We start from the raw sequence: 17,319 nt of genomic DNA on the forward strand, positions 1-17,319 counted from the left end.
GGGGCGCCTCCGGCGGCCTGGCAGGGGCCCAAAGACAACGAAGTAACTGATTCATAACCCCGCCTCACACACAGAAATCCTGACACTCCCGCAGAAGCGCTTGGTCTGGGGAGAACAGCATTCTCAAACTACAAATCCGGACGCCGCCGTCTTCCCGACGTAGCAATAGCATGCATCTCAGACGCGACAGGGCTACCGATCACAACAGTGATGGCGGCAGTAAACGCGCATTGGGATGGGACACCAGATGATGAACTGCCGTTCTGGGCCGAAAGACTGGGGACACTGGCAGGACATCGGCGGAAGCGGTGAGATTCGAACTCACGGTAAGGTCGCCCCTACGCTAGTTTTCAAGACTAGAGCCTTAAACCACTCGGCCACACTTCCTAGAAGGGCTGCATTGTAAGCCAAGCCAAGCCCTATTTTCCAGGCTTTTGCGCCTGCGGACAATCGATCTGGATCAACTCGCGCTGGGCGCCGTCAATGCGCACCGCACTCAGTTGGCCGCCCCACACGCACCCTGTGTCCAGCGACAGCAACTTATCGGTGTTGATCAAGCCCAAGGTGGACCAATGCCCAAAAGCCACCGGTGTGTCAGCCGTGCGCCGCCCGGGCAATTCAAACCAGGGGGAGAACCCCTCAGGAGCCTCTCCCGCCCCATCCTTGGTGGCAAATTCCATGGTGCCGTCGTCTGCGCAAAACCGCAGTCGCGTCAAGCTGTTGACAATGCAACGCCACCGATCAGGACCCTGCAAATCGTCTTGCCAGCGGTTGGGTTGGGCTCCATACATGACGTTCAAAAAATCGCCAATGTCGGGGCTTCGCAACATCGATTCAACCTCACCCGCCAAGGCCACTGTTTGGTCGGCATCCCACTGAGGCACTACACCGGCATGCACCATCAACCAGCCGTGCTCCCAGACCGCCAGCCGCTGGAGCCGCAGCCAATCGAGCCAGTCATCGCGGTCACGGGCCGACAAAATGCTGTCCAAGGTGTCGTTTTTGTGCGGTTTACGCACGCCATGCGCCACGGCCAGCAGGTGTAGATCGTGGTTGCCCAGCAGGCAAACCGCCGAATCGCCCAAGCTGCGCAGCCTTTTCAGCACACCCAAAGAGTCGGGCCCGCGGTTCACCAAGTCACCCAAAAAGTAGAGCCGGTCCCGCGAGGGAGAGAAGTCAATCGTGGCCAGTAACCGTTCAAGAGGGTCACAACAGCCTTGCAAGTCGCCAACGAGATAGATCATGGCACCGATTCTGCTACGCTTCGGCGGTGAAAATTGATGGCCCGGCTTTGCCCGGCGCCCCACATGGACGTTGCGCTTTTAATTTTTCTGACAATCCTTAACGGCTTATTCGCCATGTCAGAGATGGCCCTGGCCGCCAGCCGCAAGGCACGGCTGCAGGTGATGGCCGAAACCGGCGATGCTGGCGCCAAGGTGGCCATGGAGTTGCACGACAACCCCACTCAGTTTTTGTCGACCGTGCAAATTGGCATCACTTCGATCGGGGTACTGAACGGTATCGTGGGTGACGCCGCGTTTTCGGGTGGCTTGTCGGTGTGGCTCCAGGCCCAATTTCACCTCAGTGAAAGCGTGGCCGCCATCACAGCCACTGGCCTGGTGGTGATGATCATCACCTTCATCACGATCATTTTTGGCGAACTGGTACCCAAGCGGGTCGGCCAGATGTATCCGGAACCCGTGGCCCGCTTGGTCGCTCAGCCCATGAAGTGGCTGTCGCGCCTGACCAAACCCTTTGTGTACTTGCTGACCGCCTGCACCGAAGGCCTGTTAAAGCTGATGGGCGTGCATGACACCGGTGGCCGAGGCGTGACCGAAGAAGAAATCAATGCCAGCCTGGAAGAAGGACTGGACGCGGGTGTGATCGAGGCCAATGAACACCAGATGGTGCGCAATGTGTTCCGCCTGGACGATCGCCAGGTGGGCTCGATGATGATTCCGCGCAGCGACATCGCGTGGCTGAACTTGGACGCATCGATGAAGCAAAACCTGGCAATCATCGCGCTGCATGGGCATTCGCGTTATCCAGTCTGCCGAGGTGGCCTGGATGACGTGGTCGGGGTGATCACGGCTCAACAATTGCTGCACCAGATCACTCAGGGGGTGAGCAACGATCTGGCGCTGGGCCTGCAACCTGCGGTGTTCGTGCCAGAAACCTTGTCCGGCATGGAGTTGCTGGACCACTTCCGCGCCTCATCGGTGCAAATGGTGTTCGTGGTGGATGAGTACGGCGAAGTGCAGGGTGTGATCACCTTGCGCGATGTGTTGGAAGCCATCACGGGCGAGTTCACCACGCCGCAGGACGAGAACAGCTGGGCGGTGCAACGCGAGGATGGTTCGTGGTTGATTGATGGCCTGATCCCCGTGCCTGAGTTGAAGGACCGGCTGGGCTTCAAGGCGCTGCCCGATGAAGACAGAGGCCGCTACAACACGCTGGCCGGCATGGTGATGATGTTGTTGGGCCGTTTGCCGCAAACCACCGACACCGTCGAGTGGGATGGCTGGCGATTTGAGGTCGTGGACATGGACGGCAAACGGATCGACAAGTTGCTGGCCTCTCCCCTGCCCGAAGATGAGCTTCAGTCCCAGTAGTGTCTGGTTCGCTGACGCCAGCATTCGCCCACGTGAAGGTGCTGTGCGGGGTCCAGTTTGAGCGCCTGGGGTTGCGCCAGTGGTGCATCCCCGCTGTTCCACAAAAAGGCACCACACGCGGGCGTGGCGACACGCGAAACACCCCGCTCGTCGTAACGGGCCACGATCTCGGGCGAGGGGTGGCCATAGCCATTGCGCCGCCCCACCTGGATCACGGCCTGTGTCGGGCGCACTGCCTCCAGGAACACCTCGGTGGATGAGGTGCTACTACCGTGGTGGGGCACGACCAAAACCGTGCTGCGCAGACTTGCAGCAGGCCCTTCACCCGATGCCCGAGCTCGCGCCACCACGTCGGCCTCTTCCTGGGTTTCGATGTCACCGGCCAGGAGCACGCTGGCGGCCTCGCGCCCGGGCAAGGCCTTGGCCTGAACCCTCACCACGCAGGACAAGGCGTTGGTCGACAGATCCACACGCCTCTCATAGTCTTCCGCACGGGGGTGCAGCACGGTGAAATCGACGCCATCCCATTGCCAATGCTGGCCTGCCTCGCACCGACGATGACGCAAAAGCTGGCCGTCCACCATGGTCTGACGCAAAGGGTGCTCGTCTTCCAGGGATGAGCGCAACAACATCACCGGCACCTCCCGCACGACCGAGGCTGCGCCGCCCACGTGGTCGGCATCGCGGTGGCTGATGATCAGCTCGTCGAGCTGAGTCACGCCCAAGGCCACCAGCAAGGGCACCACCACGCGCTGGCCCGCATCGCTTTGATCGCCCACCTTGGGGCCCGCATCGAACACCAGGGCATGCCGCGCCGTGCGCACCAGCACCGAAGTGCCCTGCCCCACATCTGCCGCCACGACGCTGAACTGGCCAGGGAGTGGCGGCGGCACCAGCGACCATTGGCCTGGCAAGAACGGCAGCAACAGCAAGGCTGGCAAACCTGCCAGACGCCAGCGCCAGGGCACGGGCAGCACCAAAGCCCCGGCTGCCAGGACCACGAGCGCCGACAAGCCCATGGGCAGCATGGGCACGTGGGTGGCAGCCCATGACCAATGGGCCATCCAGGCCAACACTTTGACGGTCATGGACACCAACCACGCGGCCACACTCCACAAGGCCGGCCAGGCGACGCCGCCCAGCGCCAAAGGGGTGATCAACACGGTGAACACCGGGATGGCCAACAAGTTGGCGGCAAAGCCCACCACCGACACTTGCTGGAAAAACACCGCCGCCAAAGGTGTCAACGACAAGGTGGTCAACCACTGCGTGTGCACCAGGGATTGGACCATGCTCGAGGCGCGTGCGCGCCATGACGCCTCGCCAGGCATGGTCGGCTCAAGCACCGTGCCGCTGGACATGAGCACACCCACCGCAACAAATGACAGCCAGAAGCCGGCCTGACAAAGGGCCCAGGGATCCATCACGGTGACCACCACCGCCGCTGCCAGCCAGACCGGTGGCCAGGGCCAGGGACGGCCACCGATGCGCAACAGTGCCCAAACGGCCATCATGCAGACGGTGCGTTGTGCTGGCACGCCCCAGCCGGCCAGCAGCGAATAAGCCGCAGCCACCAGCACGCCGCTGACCAGTTGCACGACCGGCGCAGGCCAACGGTGCATCAGCCACGGGCTCCGCCGCCACAAGCGGGCCAACAGCATGCTGCCCATCCAGCCCACCATGGCAATGTGCAAACCGCTGATGCTGATCAAATGCGCGATGGAAGTTTTCCGAAAGACATCCCAGTCTTCACGGTCGATTGGTTGCTGGCATTAAAGTCGTTTTCTTGCCAAACAGTCGTTTCCAAATACTGTTTCGACAAATAGTCGTTTCCAGACTGGGAGCCAAAAGCGACCTGCCCGCAAATAGTCGGTTCCAATCGACCAGCAGGCGTTGAGCTGCTTGACCCGGCTGGCCATGCACCGTTTCTGCAAGTGAACGTCAAAGTGGCGTGGAAGGAGCTTGCCGCCCCTCTACCAACTTGCTCTTTGACAGCCGTGAACTTCCAGTTGCGCTCAAAGCCAGCATTGGCGCGGCTTCCACAGAGGCGATTACAAATAGTCGTTTCGCCGCAAGTTCTTGCTGACAAATAGTTGTTGCCGCTCAACGGCTCCTCGAGGAATACGTATGGCTCGGAGGTGCGATGACTTTGAACCACCGTTAGATTGCTGAGAGGCTCAGTCTCGCCCGACGTCTGCCGCGCTTCACCCTCGGGATATAGCGGGCAGCCAGCCCTTGATTTTTCGAACGGTCGTCTTACTCCGCTCCATCTTGGCGACGTGATTCGCAGCGAGGCGCTCGACTCCCGATGGCGGAAAAATCCGCGCGGCACATTCGCTGGTCGCAGTGGGCGAATCCCAGTGCTCTTCGCAAAGCCTAGCGAAATGAGAGGTTGCGCGAACATGTCGCATACGACACAATAATGCCTTATATGTAACTTTCGACTTGCTCAACTTTCGAAAATATGAAAGTACTTGGTGGCGTTGGCAAAGAGGTTCTCTACCTGGACTACGACGGCGTGCTGCATCCGGAGGGCGTGTACCGGGACAGGCATCGCGGCAAATACCTGGGAGACGAGTACGCAGGGCACCACCTCTTCGAGAATTCCAACCTCTTGCGTGAATTGCTTGAACCCTACCCGGGCGTGCGGATTGTCTTGTCGACAACGTGGGTTCGGATACTGGGCTTCACCCGAGCCAGGTCCTACTTGGTTCCTGAGCTCGCTGAGCGGGTGGTGGGAGCCACATACCACTCGGCTATGCAGCGCGGCGTCTTCGCACAGCTGACGCGACCCCAACAGGTGCTGGCGGACGTTACCCGGCGGTGCCCGTCCACTTGGCTCGCTATTGACGACATCACCGATGGCTGGCCCGACAAAAATCTTCCCAACTTTGTTGCTACTGACCCGAGATATGGATGCGCGGAACCCTCCGTTATCGCCGAGTTGAAGGCACGTATGGCGGTGAAGTACCGCAGCCGTGGTTGAACGATGAAGAGGCCAATTCTGTTCCTCGATTTCGACGACGTCATCTGCCTCAACGCTCCCTACGGCGGATACGACGTGTTTGCGCCCAACAAGCCTTCAGACCTGTATGAACGGCTTTTCGCGCCGCAGTGCACGACGCTCCTTCTTGAAGTGCTGAAAGCGTACCAGCCCCAAGTTGTCCTCACCACTTCCTGGCTTCGCCTGATGGACCGTGAGGGCTTCGAGAGCCTGTTCAGTCGCACCGGCCTTGAGTTGGTCTCTACCTCTCTCCAAGAGCACTGGTCCGCGACTCAGAACCGCGGGTGGGAACGTGTTGCTGCAATTGATAGTTGGCTCAGCAACTTTCACGACGGCGAGCCCTACGTGATTTTTGACGACGAATGCAGCGGCACCGGCTTGAAGCGCTCACGGCATGACAGAGCAAAACGTCTCGTCTTGTGTGGCGAAAATGTTGGACTTCAAGAGGGCCATCTTGCTTTGGTAGCACAGGCGCTAACGACACCAGCAAGGCGGCAGCAAAGGAAGCAGCGCGATGGTTGAAACGGACTGCAGGCAGGCGGCAGACGACATCGCTCCGAGAAGGTTAGCCGGGCAAACTCACGCTCCAACAGGGCGCATCAATATGCTTCTCTCGGCATATTTGTAGCCAAGCTGCTGAAGCCATGCCATCAAACGCACCTTCAAGGAAGCAACGGCTTCACACGCTGCCGGATGGCGGCGCCAACTACGAAGCGTCGTGGCTTCGTTGGTCGCAGACCGGCGGCTTGGTGATGGTCTTTATGTGCGGCCAGTGCGGCGTCTACGCCTCTTACTAGGCGCTCCGCATGTGCAATTTGGTTTTTTCTGCCGACGGTGGCTAGACCATCGACTCGCAGCCATCTCAGAGAACTTCAATTCTTAGGACCATGAAACATCCCCCTACTCGACGGAAGAAGAGCTCCGGCGCCGGCTTGACCGAGACGGTGGTGGCCACGGTCGTGCACGGCGACGATTTGCTTTTGACCAAAATTGAGGCTGCAGCCCAGTTGAAGACCAGCCTGCTTTACGTATCCATGCTCTGCAGCGCAGGAAAGTTAGGTGAACTGGTCACGGACGACGCGGGACATGGACGCATTCGGTCCTCGGCAGTCGACGCCTACCTAGCAGAACGGACACGGCAACACGAGACAGCCCTTTCTCCGCGGGAGGCGGGAGTAGCGGCAGGCTTGTATGACTATCCAGACAGTCACTTCATTCGTAAACTGGTGAGGCGGCCAAACAGGCTGCAAGCAAAGAATCCGCGAAAGAAACGATAGCGGCTGGCCCCTGAATATTGCCATCTAAACCACCACGGCCCTCATTGACCTCCATGGACCTCATACCCACGGCAAAAATACCGAAGCGGGGCGCTTCAAGTTCACTTCAGGTTCCGTTCGGGCTTCACGGGGGAAAGCTCGTCGAACCACTTCAGGTTCCGCTAGGTACCGATTGCGATTGTTCTTGCCCTGGCTGCGGCGGCCCATTGATTGCAAAGCACGCAGCGGCCGGAAAGATGACTCCGCACTTTGCCCACGCTGCAAACACCGGTTGCGAGGGCGGCCTAGAAAGTGCGTTGCATCTCGCGGCCAAGCAGTTGATTGAAGAACGGCAGGAACTTGTATTGCCGCCGTTAAATATCGAGGTAACGGCTTACGGAATGCGACGGACAGCCCTAAGCCGCTCGGCGCTACTTCATCCAGGCGGAACGGTTCACTTGTCGCGCGTGCAAGTGGAGAAAGCAATTGGAAAAATACGGCCAGACCTAGTCGTTCACGGTAACGAATTCGAGCTGCTCGTCGAGATTGCCTTCACTCATTTCGTTGACGAAACGAAGTTGGCGTTCATCAGGAACCAAGGCATCGCCGCGATTGAAGTGGACATTTCAGACTTGACGGTCATCGACTTTACTGCGCTAGCTCAACGCCTATTCGTAACGCCGTCCGCAACAACTTGGCTCTTTCATCCAGACGCTGGCCCCCTGAAGGAAGCTCTCGAGATTGAGTTGAGGAATGACCTGTCTACCGAGCGACTTGAGTGGTCCAGGGAGCAAGCCGCTCTTAAAGCTCAAGCAGACATAGAGGCCAGGGAAAAAGCCCAGCTAAAGATTTCTAACCGTCCCCACACCGTGAAGCATGGCCAAAAGGAGCAGGCTCGCCGACAAAGGACAGCCGAATTCGCCGCACTCTCAAATGAGCAGAAGCTCTCACGAGTTCTTCGCTATCTCGGTATTGAGATGGATGAATTGCCGAGCTTCTTAACGATGGAAGTTAGAGCCTCGCGGGGAACTTCAGCTCAACCACGTGTATGGCAAGCAGCAGTTTTCGCTTCTTTGATTCACACGGCGATAAGAAGGAAAGAGCCTCAGGTCAATGTTGAGTGCGTACTGGACTGGCTTGCAGGCAGATTTCAATCGAGCGTCGTGGGAGGACGTGGAAGTCCGACATCCGCAGTGAAGGACTACTTGTCAAGTTTAGAAAAGCTTGCAATCTTGCATCGACACACCAGGTCTGAGTTCCTTGTCGCAACTGCCGACTTCTCAGCCGCAAAGGAGCTCGCTCTGGACCACAGGACGCTAGGACGGCTTCGGCAAAGGTGGCGCAAGGAATGGCCAAGCAGAGAGCAGACTGAAACTCTTGCCGATGTGTTCTCCACTATTCACGGTTCGTCGCAACCATGGACAAGGCTGCCAGGTCTATTGCCATCGGTACGAGAGAATGAAGAGCCCTTGGAAACCATCATGTACTACATGAGCGGCAACTCACCTGGCATCGGAGCTGCGGAACTGCGAAGGTTCTTTTTAAGTGTCGGTTTTACGGAACTCGCACGGCCCTAGCGGGCATTCACCCTGAATGCAATTGCCCCCTCATTTCGGGGTTGGTGTTAGTCGCATGCAAGCCGATACACTTCGGTGATGCGCTTGTCGACGCACGCTGCCCACCATGGCCCATCTGGTTCGCCGGAACGACATTAGGTATTTTCTATTTTTTGCATCCACGTTCAGCGGAACTTGGCAGTGGGCACTGAGCTATTCCGCTTCAACGATTGGAGCGCACCTTGAAAATAATCCCGATAACGGCCACTGCTGCCGAGAAGCTTAAGCGCCTTGCGAAGACCCTGCGAAAGCAGACAGGCACATCCCTCGCAAAGGCTCTAGATTCAGTTGCCCTAGACCAGGGCTATGGCAGTTGGAAGCACCTGACACTCTGCCTAACTGAGACACAGTCCGCTGGAGCCTCGCCTCTCACCCTCCCCCAATCACTGCTTGGATATCTCGAAGACGAAGCAAGGGCAAATCCTTCCATTGCAGGGACGTCCGGGTTGGCCTTTCAGTCCGGGCTTGTATTCGCGCTGGACGTCAAAGACGCTGAGACGTTCAATCCCGGTGACAACGTGGTCGAATGCGGCGAAGCGTGGATGTTCGCCGCCAGCGACGTGTGGAGACTCTTTGTCAACGCAAAGGACGACGAGACGGGGAAGTCCCTGGTGGACGTCTATTCCGGTGATGCCTTGCTCCAGCGAGCACAGGATTTCTACATGGATGTGCGCCTCTTCAAGTACACGGGGCCAGACACGCCAGAAACGCTGACGGAAGCCTTTGCGCGAGTGCTTAGGCGCTCCTTCTTTCCGCCCATGTACATATGGCTCAAAGGCAAGTTCATTGACATGGATGATGTGCGCCAGTCCTTGGTGGATGGTGAGGTTACCTATGCTACGGCAGCTGTTGGGGAGCAGGCATCCGCAGCTGGGCATCTTGTCCAAATTGCTAACACCAGTCTTCCGAAGTCGACGCCAAGTGACAAGGTCATCATGGAGCTCGATATCGAGCGAATCGATGCTGGTCTCTATGGATTTCGCCTTTCGTTTGGACCTAACGAAATGGATACGGGTGCAGGCTATTCCTCAATTCAAGAAGCCATTGAATCAGCGGCCGCCGTCACAGGGCCCATTCGAGGCTACGTTGTTTCATATCAAGGGGTCGTCGTCGGAACTTACCCACTCACCATGCTTCAGTCATCGGCTGCAAAGGTCGCTCAAGAAGCAGTGGATACCGTATCCGCATTGAGGGACTAGAGGCGCGACCCGTCCTCCGGACGCGTGTGGAAAGAGGTAGCACCTTAAGCTGATGCTGCCTCGAACGAACCATTTGCGCGAGCAAGCGCAGTTAGCTGCTAAGGCGTAGCCGCCGTGATTTGCAAAGACCCCGCCTGCTCTCCTTCTTCAGGTTTTTGCTAGGACCTTGAGAGGAGGAAAAATGTGCACACCAACAGCGTGCGCCAGATGTTGGCATCACGGGCCCCCGTGAATCAATGGTGGCCACGCCACGAAAAGCGACTTAAGCGCCGTCTACCGATACCATGTCCACCAGTAGTGAATGGGAGTAGACAAGCAATGAGCGAACACTCGGCCAGCATCCTGGACCTGTTGACGTATATCGAGGAGGCCGAGAAGCTCAAGCGAAAGCCTGTCTATGTCGTCCCCACAGAGTTCTTTGCCAGCCATCAGGTTGACCTCAAAGGTCTGCCCGATTTGCAGGTCAACCTACAGGAACCCGACGGCGACGTTTGGTTGCGCGTTCCTCGTCTTCAAGAACTGAAGGCTCCCTCGCTGCCAGAGCAGCTGGTTGGCTGGGTCACCCTCAGTCAGTCGCTGACCAAGCCGCCTGTTCTGCTGTCATCCCTTCCGGTCATGAACGGCAAGACTCAGGTCGGCGAAGAGCTCCTGACCGACCAGCCAGAATTGCCAGAGCTGTTTGACTGGTACCTTAAATTTCACTGGGAACCGTGGCAGCTAGTCGAGACCATCCGGCGCAAAACAATCTCCCTGTACAACAAGCTCTTTGTGCTCAACCAGACGCTGTCGATGGACGGCGTTGAAAACCCCATTGAGCTGGTCTGGGGTGTTGGAATGGCATCTTGGAAGAAGGCGGGTTCTCCATCCAAGGTCGAGCATCCTCTGCTAACCCAGGCCTGCGAAATCAGGCTCAATTCTCGGACCTTCGCCCTGGAAATCAGTCCTCGGGAGGCTGACTCCAAGATTGAACTGGACTGCTATGCAGAGATGGAGCTGCCTGGTGTGATGCCGCTGGAGGCGCTGTGGAAGGAGACTCAGTCCAAGCTGGCCACGCCACTGAGCCCGTTCAGTCCGGACACTTACGAGCCAATCCTGAAAGCGGCCGTCGCCAACCTGGACCCATCGGGGCGCTATGAGGGCCGAACTGATGACCTTTCGGTGCCAACGGCCCGTGACGTTCTTTGCCTCACCAACACCTGGGTGATTTTTGCCAGGAAGCGTTCCGCTGATGTTTTCCTGGAGGACGTGCGCCGCCTCAAGAAGAAGGTCGAAGACGGTGCGCAGGTGCCTGCCGTAATAGAGGAGTTTGTTCGGCCTGGTGACGCTCAGGTCCGGACGCGCCAGGAGGTCGCCTTCCGTGGCTTGTCCACCAGCGCCTCTGGCGCTGGCGTTCGAGAGCTGTATTTCCCGATGCCTTACAACGAGGAACAGGTCTCCATCATCCGCAAGCTGGAGTCAAACAACGGAGTCGTGGTTCAAGGCCCCCCGGGCACTGGAAAGACTCACACCATCGCCAACGTGATTTGCCACTACCTGGCGCAGGGCAAGCGCGTGCTGGTGACCTCCAAGGGCGAGACGGCGCTAGCTGTCCTGCAAAACAAGCTGCCCGAGCGAATCCGTCCCTTGAGCGTGGCATTGCTGTCCGACGAAAAGGAAGGCATGCGCCAGTTCGAGCACTCCATCGGGAAAATCGCCTCAGAGGTCTCTGCCTTACAGCCCATGCGCCTGCAGGCCAACATCGCCACCCTGGAGCAGCAGCTCGGCGAACTGCATGCACGCATCTCGGCGGTGGACCAAGCCATCTCCAAAGATGCCTCCCGGAACATGCAGAAGTATGTCTACCAGGGTCAAGAGGTCACGCCCGAGGACCTGGCCAAGCTGGTCATGTCCCGGATGGACGACTTCCAGTGGTTCGATGACGAGTTACCCGAGCACGGTTCGCAAACTCCTCCGCTGACCGATGACGATATCGCGTTGCTCCGCAAGGCGCGTATCCACGCGCTCGCAGACCTCGGCTACATCGGCACCGCTCTTCCCTTGGCCGCAGACCTGCCTACATGGGAGCCTTTGAGTGCTCTGCACAAAGACATCGTCCGGGCCAAGACCATTGAGGAGCAGGTCGCGAAGGGCGTGGTACATGCGCTCAAAGACTCGTCCTTCGAGACTTTTGAACAAGCCAACCAACTGCTCACACACCTCACGCACTACCTCGAACAACTCAGCAAGGTTAAAGCCCGCGGCTTCGGCTTGCTGACGCGATTTCGCGATGCCGAGCAAGGCGATACCCTTGTTTTGAGCTTGATGGCCTTGCAGCACAAGGTAGCCAAGCTTGAGGACCTGCGCAAACAGCTGGTGGCGCAGGCCGTCGACGTGCCCCCAGGGGCGGAGCAGCACGTAGATTTCCTGGTCGCCCTGGACAGGCTGCTGGAGGGTAAGAGTGCGTTCGGCCTGCCGTTCGGAAAAGCGGAGGCTCGCAAGCTGGTGGCTGCGGTCAGCGTAGCTGGCTCGGAGCCGACCAGAGAAGCTTGGGCTCAGGTCAAGGAGGCTGTTCAATGGCGCCTGGACTCGCGGCGCGAGCTTGCACGCTTCGGCGCCATAGCTACTGAGTTCGGGCTGGAGATTGAGGCCTCGGTTGGGCTGGATACGGGCATCAAGCGCGCGCACGACCAATTGATATTCGTGGGCCATACGCATGAGCTGGTCTATGCGGTCGAGCGCCAGCTGTTTGGCCGAGTTGAAGCCGTCTTTGGAACGAGAATGGCCAACGACCTGGGTGACGACTACGAAATTTCCCTCGCGGGCTTGGTTGACAGCCTCCTTGCCCAGCTGGATAAGGGGCGCCTGGGCTATGCCATGGGCAAGGTGTCGGAGTACTTGGCGGTGCTGGACGGCAAGTCAGGCGACATCACCGGCCAGTTGAAAGCCTTCTTGCAGAACCGAATTGGCAATCCCGACCTGGACGAGTCAGTTCTGCGCCAAGAGTGGGTGTCGACTATCGATGAACTGAAGCGGCTCAACGCGCTCAAACCACAGTTCGACGTCATCGAAGAGTGCTGTGTGGCACTGACCAAGTCCGGAGCAACGCAATGGGCTCAGCGTCTACTGATGCAACCGCCAACTGTTGATTTCGACCCTTTGTTGCCCTTGAACTGGCGCGATGCCTGGGCATGGCGTTTGGCGCTCAGCCTGCTGGAGCGCATCGACGTGCACTCTCGCTTGCGCGCCCGCTTTGAGGAGCGTCGCACTCTGACCTCCACGCTGGCCAAGACCTACCAGGACTTGGTGGCGGAAAAGACCTGGCTGGGCGTTTACAACAATTCGCCTTCCAGCATCCGTCAAGCTTTGCAAAGCTATCTGACGTCCATCCAATCGATGGGCTCGGGCACCGGCATCCGTGCCGTGCGTCACCGGCGCAATGCGCGCGAGGCCATGAAGCAAGCCTATCTGGCCGTGCCGTGCTGGGTGCTGCCCCAGTGGCGCGTCTCAGAAACACTGCCGCCGGAGATGGGCCTGTTCGACCTGGTGGTCATCGACGAGGCGTCCCAGTCGGACATCTGGGCGCTCCCTGCGCTTTTGCGCGGCAAGAAACTCTTGGTGGTGGGTGACCACAAGCAGGTCTCCCCTTCCGTGGTCGGCATTCCCGAGCAGAAGATTCTGGACATCCAGCGGCGCTTTCTGGACGCGCAGCCGCACGGCAAGCACATGACGCCGGACTCGTCCATCTACGACCTGGCCAGAGTCATCTTTGCTGGCAATTCGGTGATGCTCAAGGAGCATTTCCGCTGCGTCTCAGCCATCATCGAGTACTCCAAGCGCGAGTTCTACGAGCACGAAATCGTTCCCCTGCGTGTGCCTAAGGCCAGCGAACGCCTCGACCCGCCGCTCGTCGACGTGTTCGTTAAGGGTGGTTACCGCAAGGGAGACGCCAACCCGCCAGAAGCTCAAGCCATCGTCAATGAGATTTTGGCCATCATTGCGGACGACCGCCTGGGAGGCCGCAGCCTCGGCGTGGTAACGCTCTTGGGAACGGAGCAAGCCAAACTCATCCACGACCTGATTGCCGACAAGGTTCCCGCCGAGGAAGTGGTTGCCCGCGAAATTACCGTGGGTCCGCCACCCTTGTTTCAAGGCCGCGAGCGAGACATCATGCTGGTGTCCATGGTGCTTCAGCCCGGAGACAAGACCGCGGCCAACACACTGGGCCAACAACAGCGCTTCAATGTGGCGTTATCCCGCGCGCGGGACCGAACCTACCTGTTCCGCTCGGTTGGGGATGATGCCTTTCCACCGGACAGCTTGAGTGGTCGCTTGCTTCGCCATTTCCGCTTGCCATTTGCTCAGGATTCTCAGGGCGTGAAAGCGAGCCGGGAACTGTGCGAATCCGGCTTTGAGCTTGAGATGTTCGATGAGCTGACCAAGCGAGGTTTTCGCGTTCGGCCGCAGGTTCCTTGTGGAGGTTTTCGCATCGACTTCGTGGTCGAAGGGCGCGAAGGTCGGCGACTGGCCATCGAGTGCGATGGTGACCGGTTCCATGGACCTGGCCAATGGTCCGAAGACATGGCTCGCCAGCGGGTTCTTGAGCGGGCAGGCTGGGTGTTCTGGCGATGCTTTGCATCCAGCTTCGTGCGCAGACGCAAGGAAGTGATGGAAGACCTTCGAACGAACCTGGGCTTGCTGGGTATTGAGCCCATGGAAGACGAGGAGCAGGACACCTCACATTGGGTGACCAAGAAAGAAGTCGACCCCATGGACATCGCTAACAGCAAGCAGTTTGAGGGAGAGAACACCTGATGGACCGACCACTCGCACAACTTGGAATAGATAAGCTGGAGGAGCTGTTCGCTGCCGGTCAAACTGACGCTAAACGCCTCAAGAGCCTGGCCGCAGAGCTGGAGTGTCGTTCCACCAATCGAGCTGCAGGCCTGTTATCGAAAGTCAACGAAGCTCTCGCCCAAACTGGTCCAGCTGCAGCCGCGGGTCCACGCCAAACTGAATTGGGCTTGACACCTCCGAGAACGCCCACTCGAGAGGACTTGCCACGGGGCGCTCCGGTGGCACCACCGATTGTTCGGGCGACAACCGCCGCTACGCCAACATCGAGGTCAGCAGTGGCCCCGGTTCGGCCGGCGGCACCTCCCAAGAGGGATGAGGTCGCTAAGCCCACAATGGACTTGGCTGAAGCCGCACGGGTGCTTGGCGTTAAGACGGACGCGTCCTGGGAACTGGTAGAGCAAGCGCGCTGCAAGCTAGTCGACCCCTCAAGGCCAAAGGCCACGGGCTTCGGCTCTGAAGAGGAAAATCTGTCTAGGGTAAAGCTTGCATCAAGGGCGAATGAGGCCTATCAAGCTTTGGTCACAGGACGGGCATATTGATGGGTTCTCTGTCCTGGTATTGCAACCAAGCCAAGTACGAGTGTGCCGAAGACCTCCACGTGGGGCGGTGTCCGAACGAATTACTCATCGAGGCGCTCAGCGCGCTTGAGTCGGCAGAATGAACGGAAAGCTGCTCGCGGTCGTCGGCGTCGAGAAAGCCGACAGGGTTGTTTGCCAAGCCCAAGGCTGTGGCCATGGGGTCTACCGGCGCATCCACGTTGTTCGCCACGATGAAGGCGCTCTGGGTGTGTACGGCTCTGATTGTTTCGGCCGGTTGTTCAGCCACCTCGTCGAGACCAACCCGCGGTACGGAAGTGGTGAGGGCCGAGAATTGACCGCAGACGAGCGTCAAATGCTGGCCGAGAACACGGAGCGGCTGATTTGCCAGTTCGAAACCGAGCATCAAGCCCTGCTGGAGCAGGCTCGGCTTCGACAGGAGCACCAAGCCAAAGTCGAACAAGCCGCCCATGAGCTGGCCGAGCGTCGAAGGGCAGAGGCAGAGCGTCGTCGGCCCCCTACTGCTGAAGAGATTGCCCGCGTTGAACAGGAAGCAAAGAAGATGGTCCGGGAGAAGTACAGCGTCGACCCAGACGCGCCGGGGTGGCGTGGGCTGGTCATAGCGGAAGCACGGAAGCTGCTTGGCCGCTAACGGCTTTGGGATGCCCCTGGCGAACCCCGAAGCCCAATTGGCAGTTTTTGACAGCATTTTGTCAATTTCCAAGAGTCTGGAAATTTTTGGCAAAGCGGCAGGTGACGAGGCCAGTAAACCCAAGGCGCTCCAATTTCCATTGGCGTGTCGGGGGTGGTCGGGGCTCGGGCAAATTGTCGGTTGTGAAGCTAAACGCGGCGAGGCTTGGGCCGCAACTGTGCCCGACACGGGCAAACATGTAGTGGTCACATTCAGCCCGTGGCTGTACCAAGATTTCGAAGGGGCTCGAAGCGCTTTGCTTCAGCTTGTCGGAGACGGGGTCCTGCGACGGGCGTCTGCTGACGAAAAGCTTTTGAAGAAAGCGAACCGCTTACTCCAACGTATCAATTTTCTTCGCCTGCTGCAGTTCGGCGGAGAAGCACCAGCAACCATCGTCACAGGCGTTCGAGTAGGAGTAGTCGACCGAGCCCCGGCCTTTTCCTGCCTATTCTGGGTCGTAGGTCACCAAAGTCAGCTTATGGCCGTTTTCTTGAACGAGTGTTTGTTCGTAAACAGATTCAGGCTGGTTCGAACTCGATGACTCCGTCAGCCACCAATGCGAGTCAATTTCAAACCACTCGTCTGGGTCGGTAGCCGATTGTCGGCTGGGACTCTTTGTGGGGAGGCGGTCACCCTTGCGCACCGCCAAACGTTCTACAAAGTATTCGCTTTTGACAGCGTAGCGAATAGTGTTGTCCTTAGAAAAGACCACAGCACATGCGTACTCGCTGAGCTCGACTAGCCGACGAGCAGTCATCTCCATGCTAGTGCCGAACTGGTCACGTAGCTGAACTATGTGAGCTAGCTCCGGGTCCTTCAGCGAGTGCAGCTTGTTCTTGACCAGCTGCGCTGGCATCAAAAGCTCTGCCGCAAATTGATTTGCTTGAATTTCCCATTCTTTGTTCGCACGCCCCCCGATATCCTCAGCTGTGCAACTGAAAGAAGTTTGACGATGCCAAGGAAGAAGAAAGTGTCCAAGCTCGTGGCCAATGGTGAATCGTTGCCTTGGCCGAGGACTCAACGCACTGAAAAATATCGCGCCCGCTGACTTCGTTGCATTAGCAATGAGGGCTCCCTCAAAACCTTCGCTTGAAAACGCTTCAATTCGGTTAATGCCCGAGAGACGTGCAATCTCCTCGATAGGCACAGGTATTGGAAGGTTTGGGTTTTGCCGAATGATTTCGGCGACGAGCTGGTCTGGCCGAACAAGGTCGGCGAGTTCTATCAAGTTAAGCTGAACCATCTCCCTGGGTCTTTCTATTTTTGAAGACCTCGATAGTCTGCTTCAAAAGAGCTTGTTCGGAGGGCGCTAAAGATTGGAAATCTCTAAAAAATTGCTGCGCCTCAACGTCGGCAACTGAAGTTGACCCATCCTCATCCGCCAAGAACGTAAGCGGCACGTTGAAGTGGTCCGCCAACTTCCGAATTAGGTCAATCGAAGGGTTCTGACTCGAGCCCTTCTCAAGCTGCCAAATATGGGTCTTCGAAACGCCAACGGCGTCAGCCACGTCCTGTAAGGACGCGCCTTTGCGTAGGCGGAGTTCCGCAAGTTTTGAACCAAGCGGCATGAGG

The 17,319-nt window shown here is 58.3% G+C and carries 11 protein-coding genes and 1 tRNA gene; 6 read left to right on the forward strand and 6 right to left on the reverse strand.

What is annotated here, in order from left to right:
* Positions 1-300: 300 nt before the first annotated feature.
* Positions 301-387 (reverse strand) — tRNA-Ser (locus PSV38_RS03145).
* A 32-nt stretch (positions 388-419) separates the two neighbouring features.
* Complete coding sequence (locus PSV38_RS03150) at positions 420-1,244, reverse strand: symmetrical bis(5'-nucleosyl)-tetraphosphatase (RefSeq protein ID WP_300544753.1); 825 nt, start codon at positions 1,242-1,244, stop codon at positions 420-422.
* Positions 1,245-1,307: 63 nt separating this feature from the next.
* Here PSV38_RS03150 and PSV38_RS03155 point away from each other — a divergent pair, with 63 nt between their 5' ends.
* The gene (locus PSV38_RS03155; RefSeq protein WP_300544754.1) at positions 1,308-2,612 is read left to right on the forward strand and encodes a hemolysin family protein; all 1,305 of its coding nucleotides are present in this window, start codon (positions 1,308-1,310) and stop codon (positions 2,610-2,612) included.
* Here PSV38_RS03155 and PSV38_RS03160 read toward each other — a convergent pair.
* On the reverse strand, positions 2,600-4,372 hold the full coding sequence (locus PSV38_RS03160) for a DNA internalization-related competence protein ComEC/Rec2 (RefSeq protein ID WP_300545538.1): 1,773 nt from the start codon (positions 4,370-4,372) through the stop codon (positions 2,600-2,602). The two genes, PSV38_RS03155 and PSV38_RS03160, sit on opposite strands and share 13 nt — an antisense overlap.
* 704 nt (positions 4,373-5,076) lie before the next feature.
* Here PSV38_RS03160 and PSV38_RS03165 point away from each other — a divergent pair.
* The 5 genes from PSV38_RS03165 (at position 5,077) to PSV38_RS03185 (ending at position 14,478) form a co-directional block, all read left to right on the forward strand.
* Positions 5,077-5,598 (forward strand): HAD domain-containing protein, encoded by a 522-nt coding sequence (locus tag PSV38_RS03165; RefSeq protein ID WP_300544755.1) that lies wholly within the window; start codon positions 5,077-5,079, stop codon positions 5,596-5,598.
* A gap of 3 nt (positions 5,599-5,601) precedes the next feature.
* Positions 5,602-6,138, forward strand: coding sequence for an HAD domain-containing protein (locus PSV38_RS03170; protein ID WP_300544757.1), 537 nt, complete (start codon positions 5,602-5,604; stop codon positions 6,136-6,138).
* A gap of 808 nt (positions 6,139-6,946) precedes the next feature.
* Complete coding sequence (locus tag PSV38_RS03175) at positions 6,947-8,449, forward strand: competence protein CoiA family protein (protein ID WP_300544759.1); 1,503 nt, start codon at positions 6,947-6,949, stop codon at positions 8,447-8,449.
* Positions 8,450-8,670: 221 nt separating this feature from the next.
* Positions 8,671-9,687 carry a hypothetical protein gene (locus PSV38_RS03180; RefSeq protein WP_300544761.1) on the forward strand — a complete coding sequence of 339 codons (1,017 nt, stop codon included), beginning with the start codon at positions 8,671-8,673 and terminating at the stop codon, positions 9,685-9,687.
* Between the two features lie 318 nt (positions 9,688-10,005).
* Positions 10,006-14,478 carry an AAA domain-containing protein gene (locus PSV38_RS03185; protein ID WP_300544763.1) on the forward strand — a complete coding sequence of 1,491 codons (4,473 nt, stop codon included), beginning with the start codon at positions 10,006-10,008 and terminating at the stop codon, positions 14,476-14,478.
* 561 nt (positions 14,479-15,039) lie between these two features.
* Here the strand turns inward: PSV38_RS03185 and PSV38_RS03190 are convergent.
* The 3 genes from PSV38_RS03190 to PSV38_RS20395 all read right to left on the reverse strand — a co-directional run bounded on the left by PSV38_RS03190 (position 15,040) and on the right by PSV38_RS20395 (position 17,315).
* Positions 15,040-15,780 carry a hypothetical protein gene (locus PSV38_RS03190; RefSeq protein WP_300544765.1) on the reverse strand — a complete coding sequence of 247 codons (741 nt, stop codon included), beginning with the start codon at positions 15,778-15,780 and terminating at the stop codon, positions 15,040-15,042.
* Positions 15,781-16,192: 412 nt separating this feature from the next.
* Positions 16,193-16,990: an ImmA/IrrE family metallo-endopeptidase gene (locus tag PSV38_RS03195; RefSeq protein ID WP_300544768.1), complete on the reverse strand. Its 798-nt coding sequence runs from the start codon at positions 16,988-16,990 to the stop codon at positions 16,193-16,195.
* Complete coding sequence (locus PSV38_RS20395; protein ID WP_366526633.1) at positions 16,977-17,315, reverse strand: helix-turn-helix transcriptional regulator; 339 nt, start codon at positions 17,313-17,315, stop codon at positions 16,977-16,979. The genes PSV38_RS03195 and PSV38_RS20395 overlap by 14 nt, the downstream gene beginning before the upstream one ends.
* Between the last annotated feature and the right edge of the window lie 4 nt (positions 17,316-17,319).

Source organism: Aquabacterium sp., assembly GCF_029946005.1.
Classification (GTDB): domain Bacteria; phylum Pseudomonadota; class Gammaproteobacteria; order Burkholderiales; family Burkholderiaceae_C; genus Aquabacterium.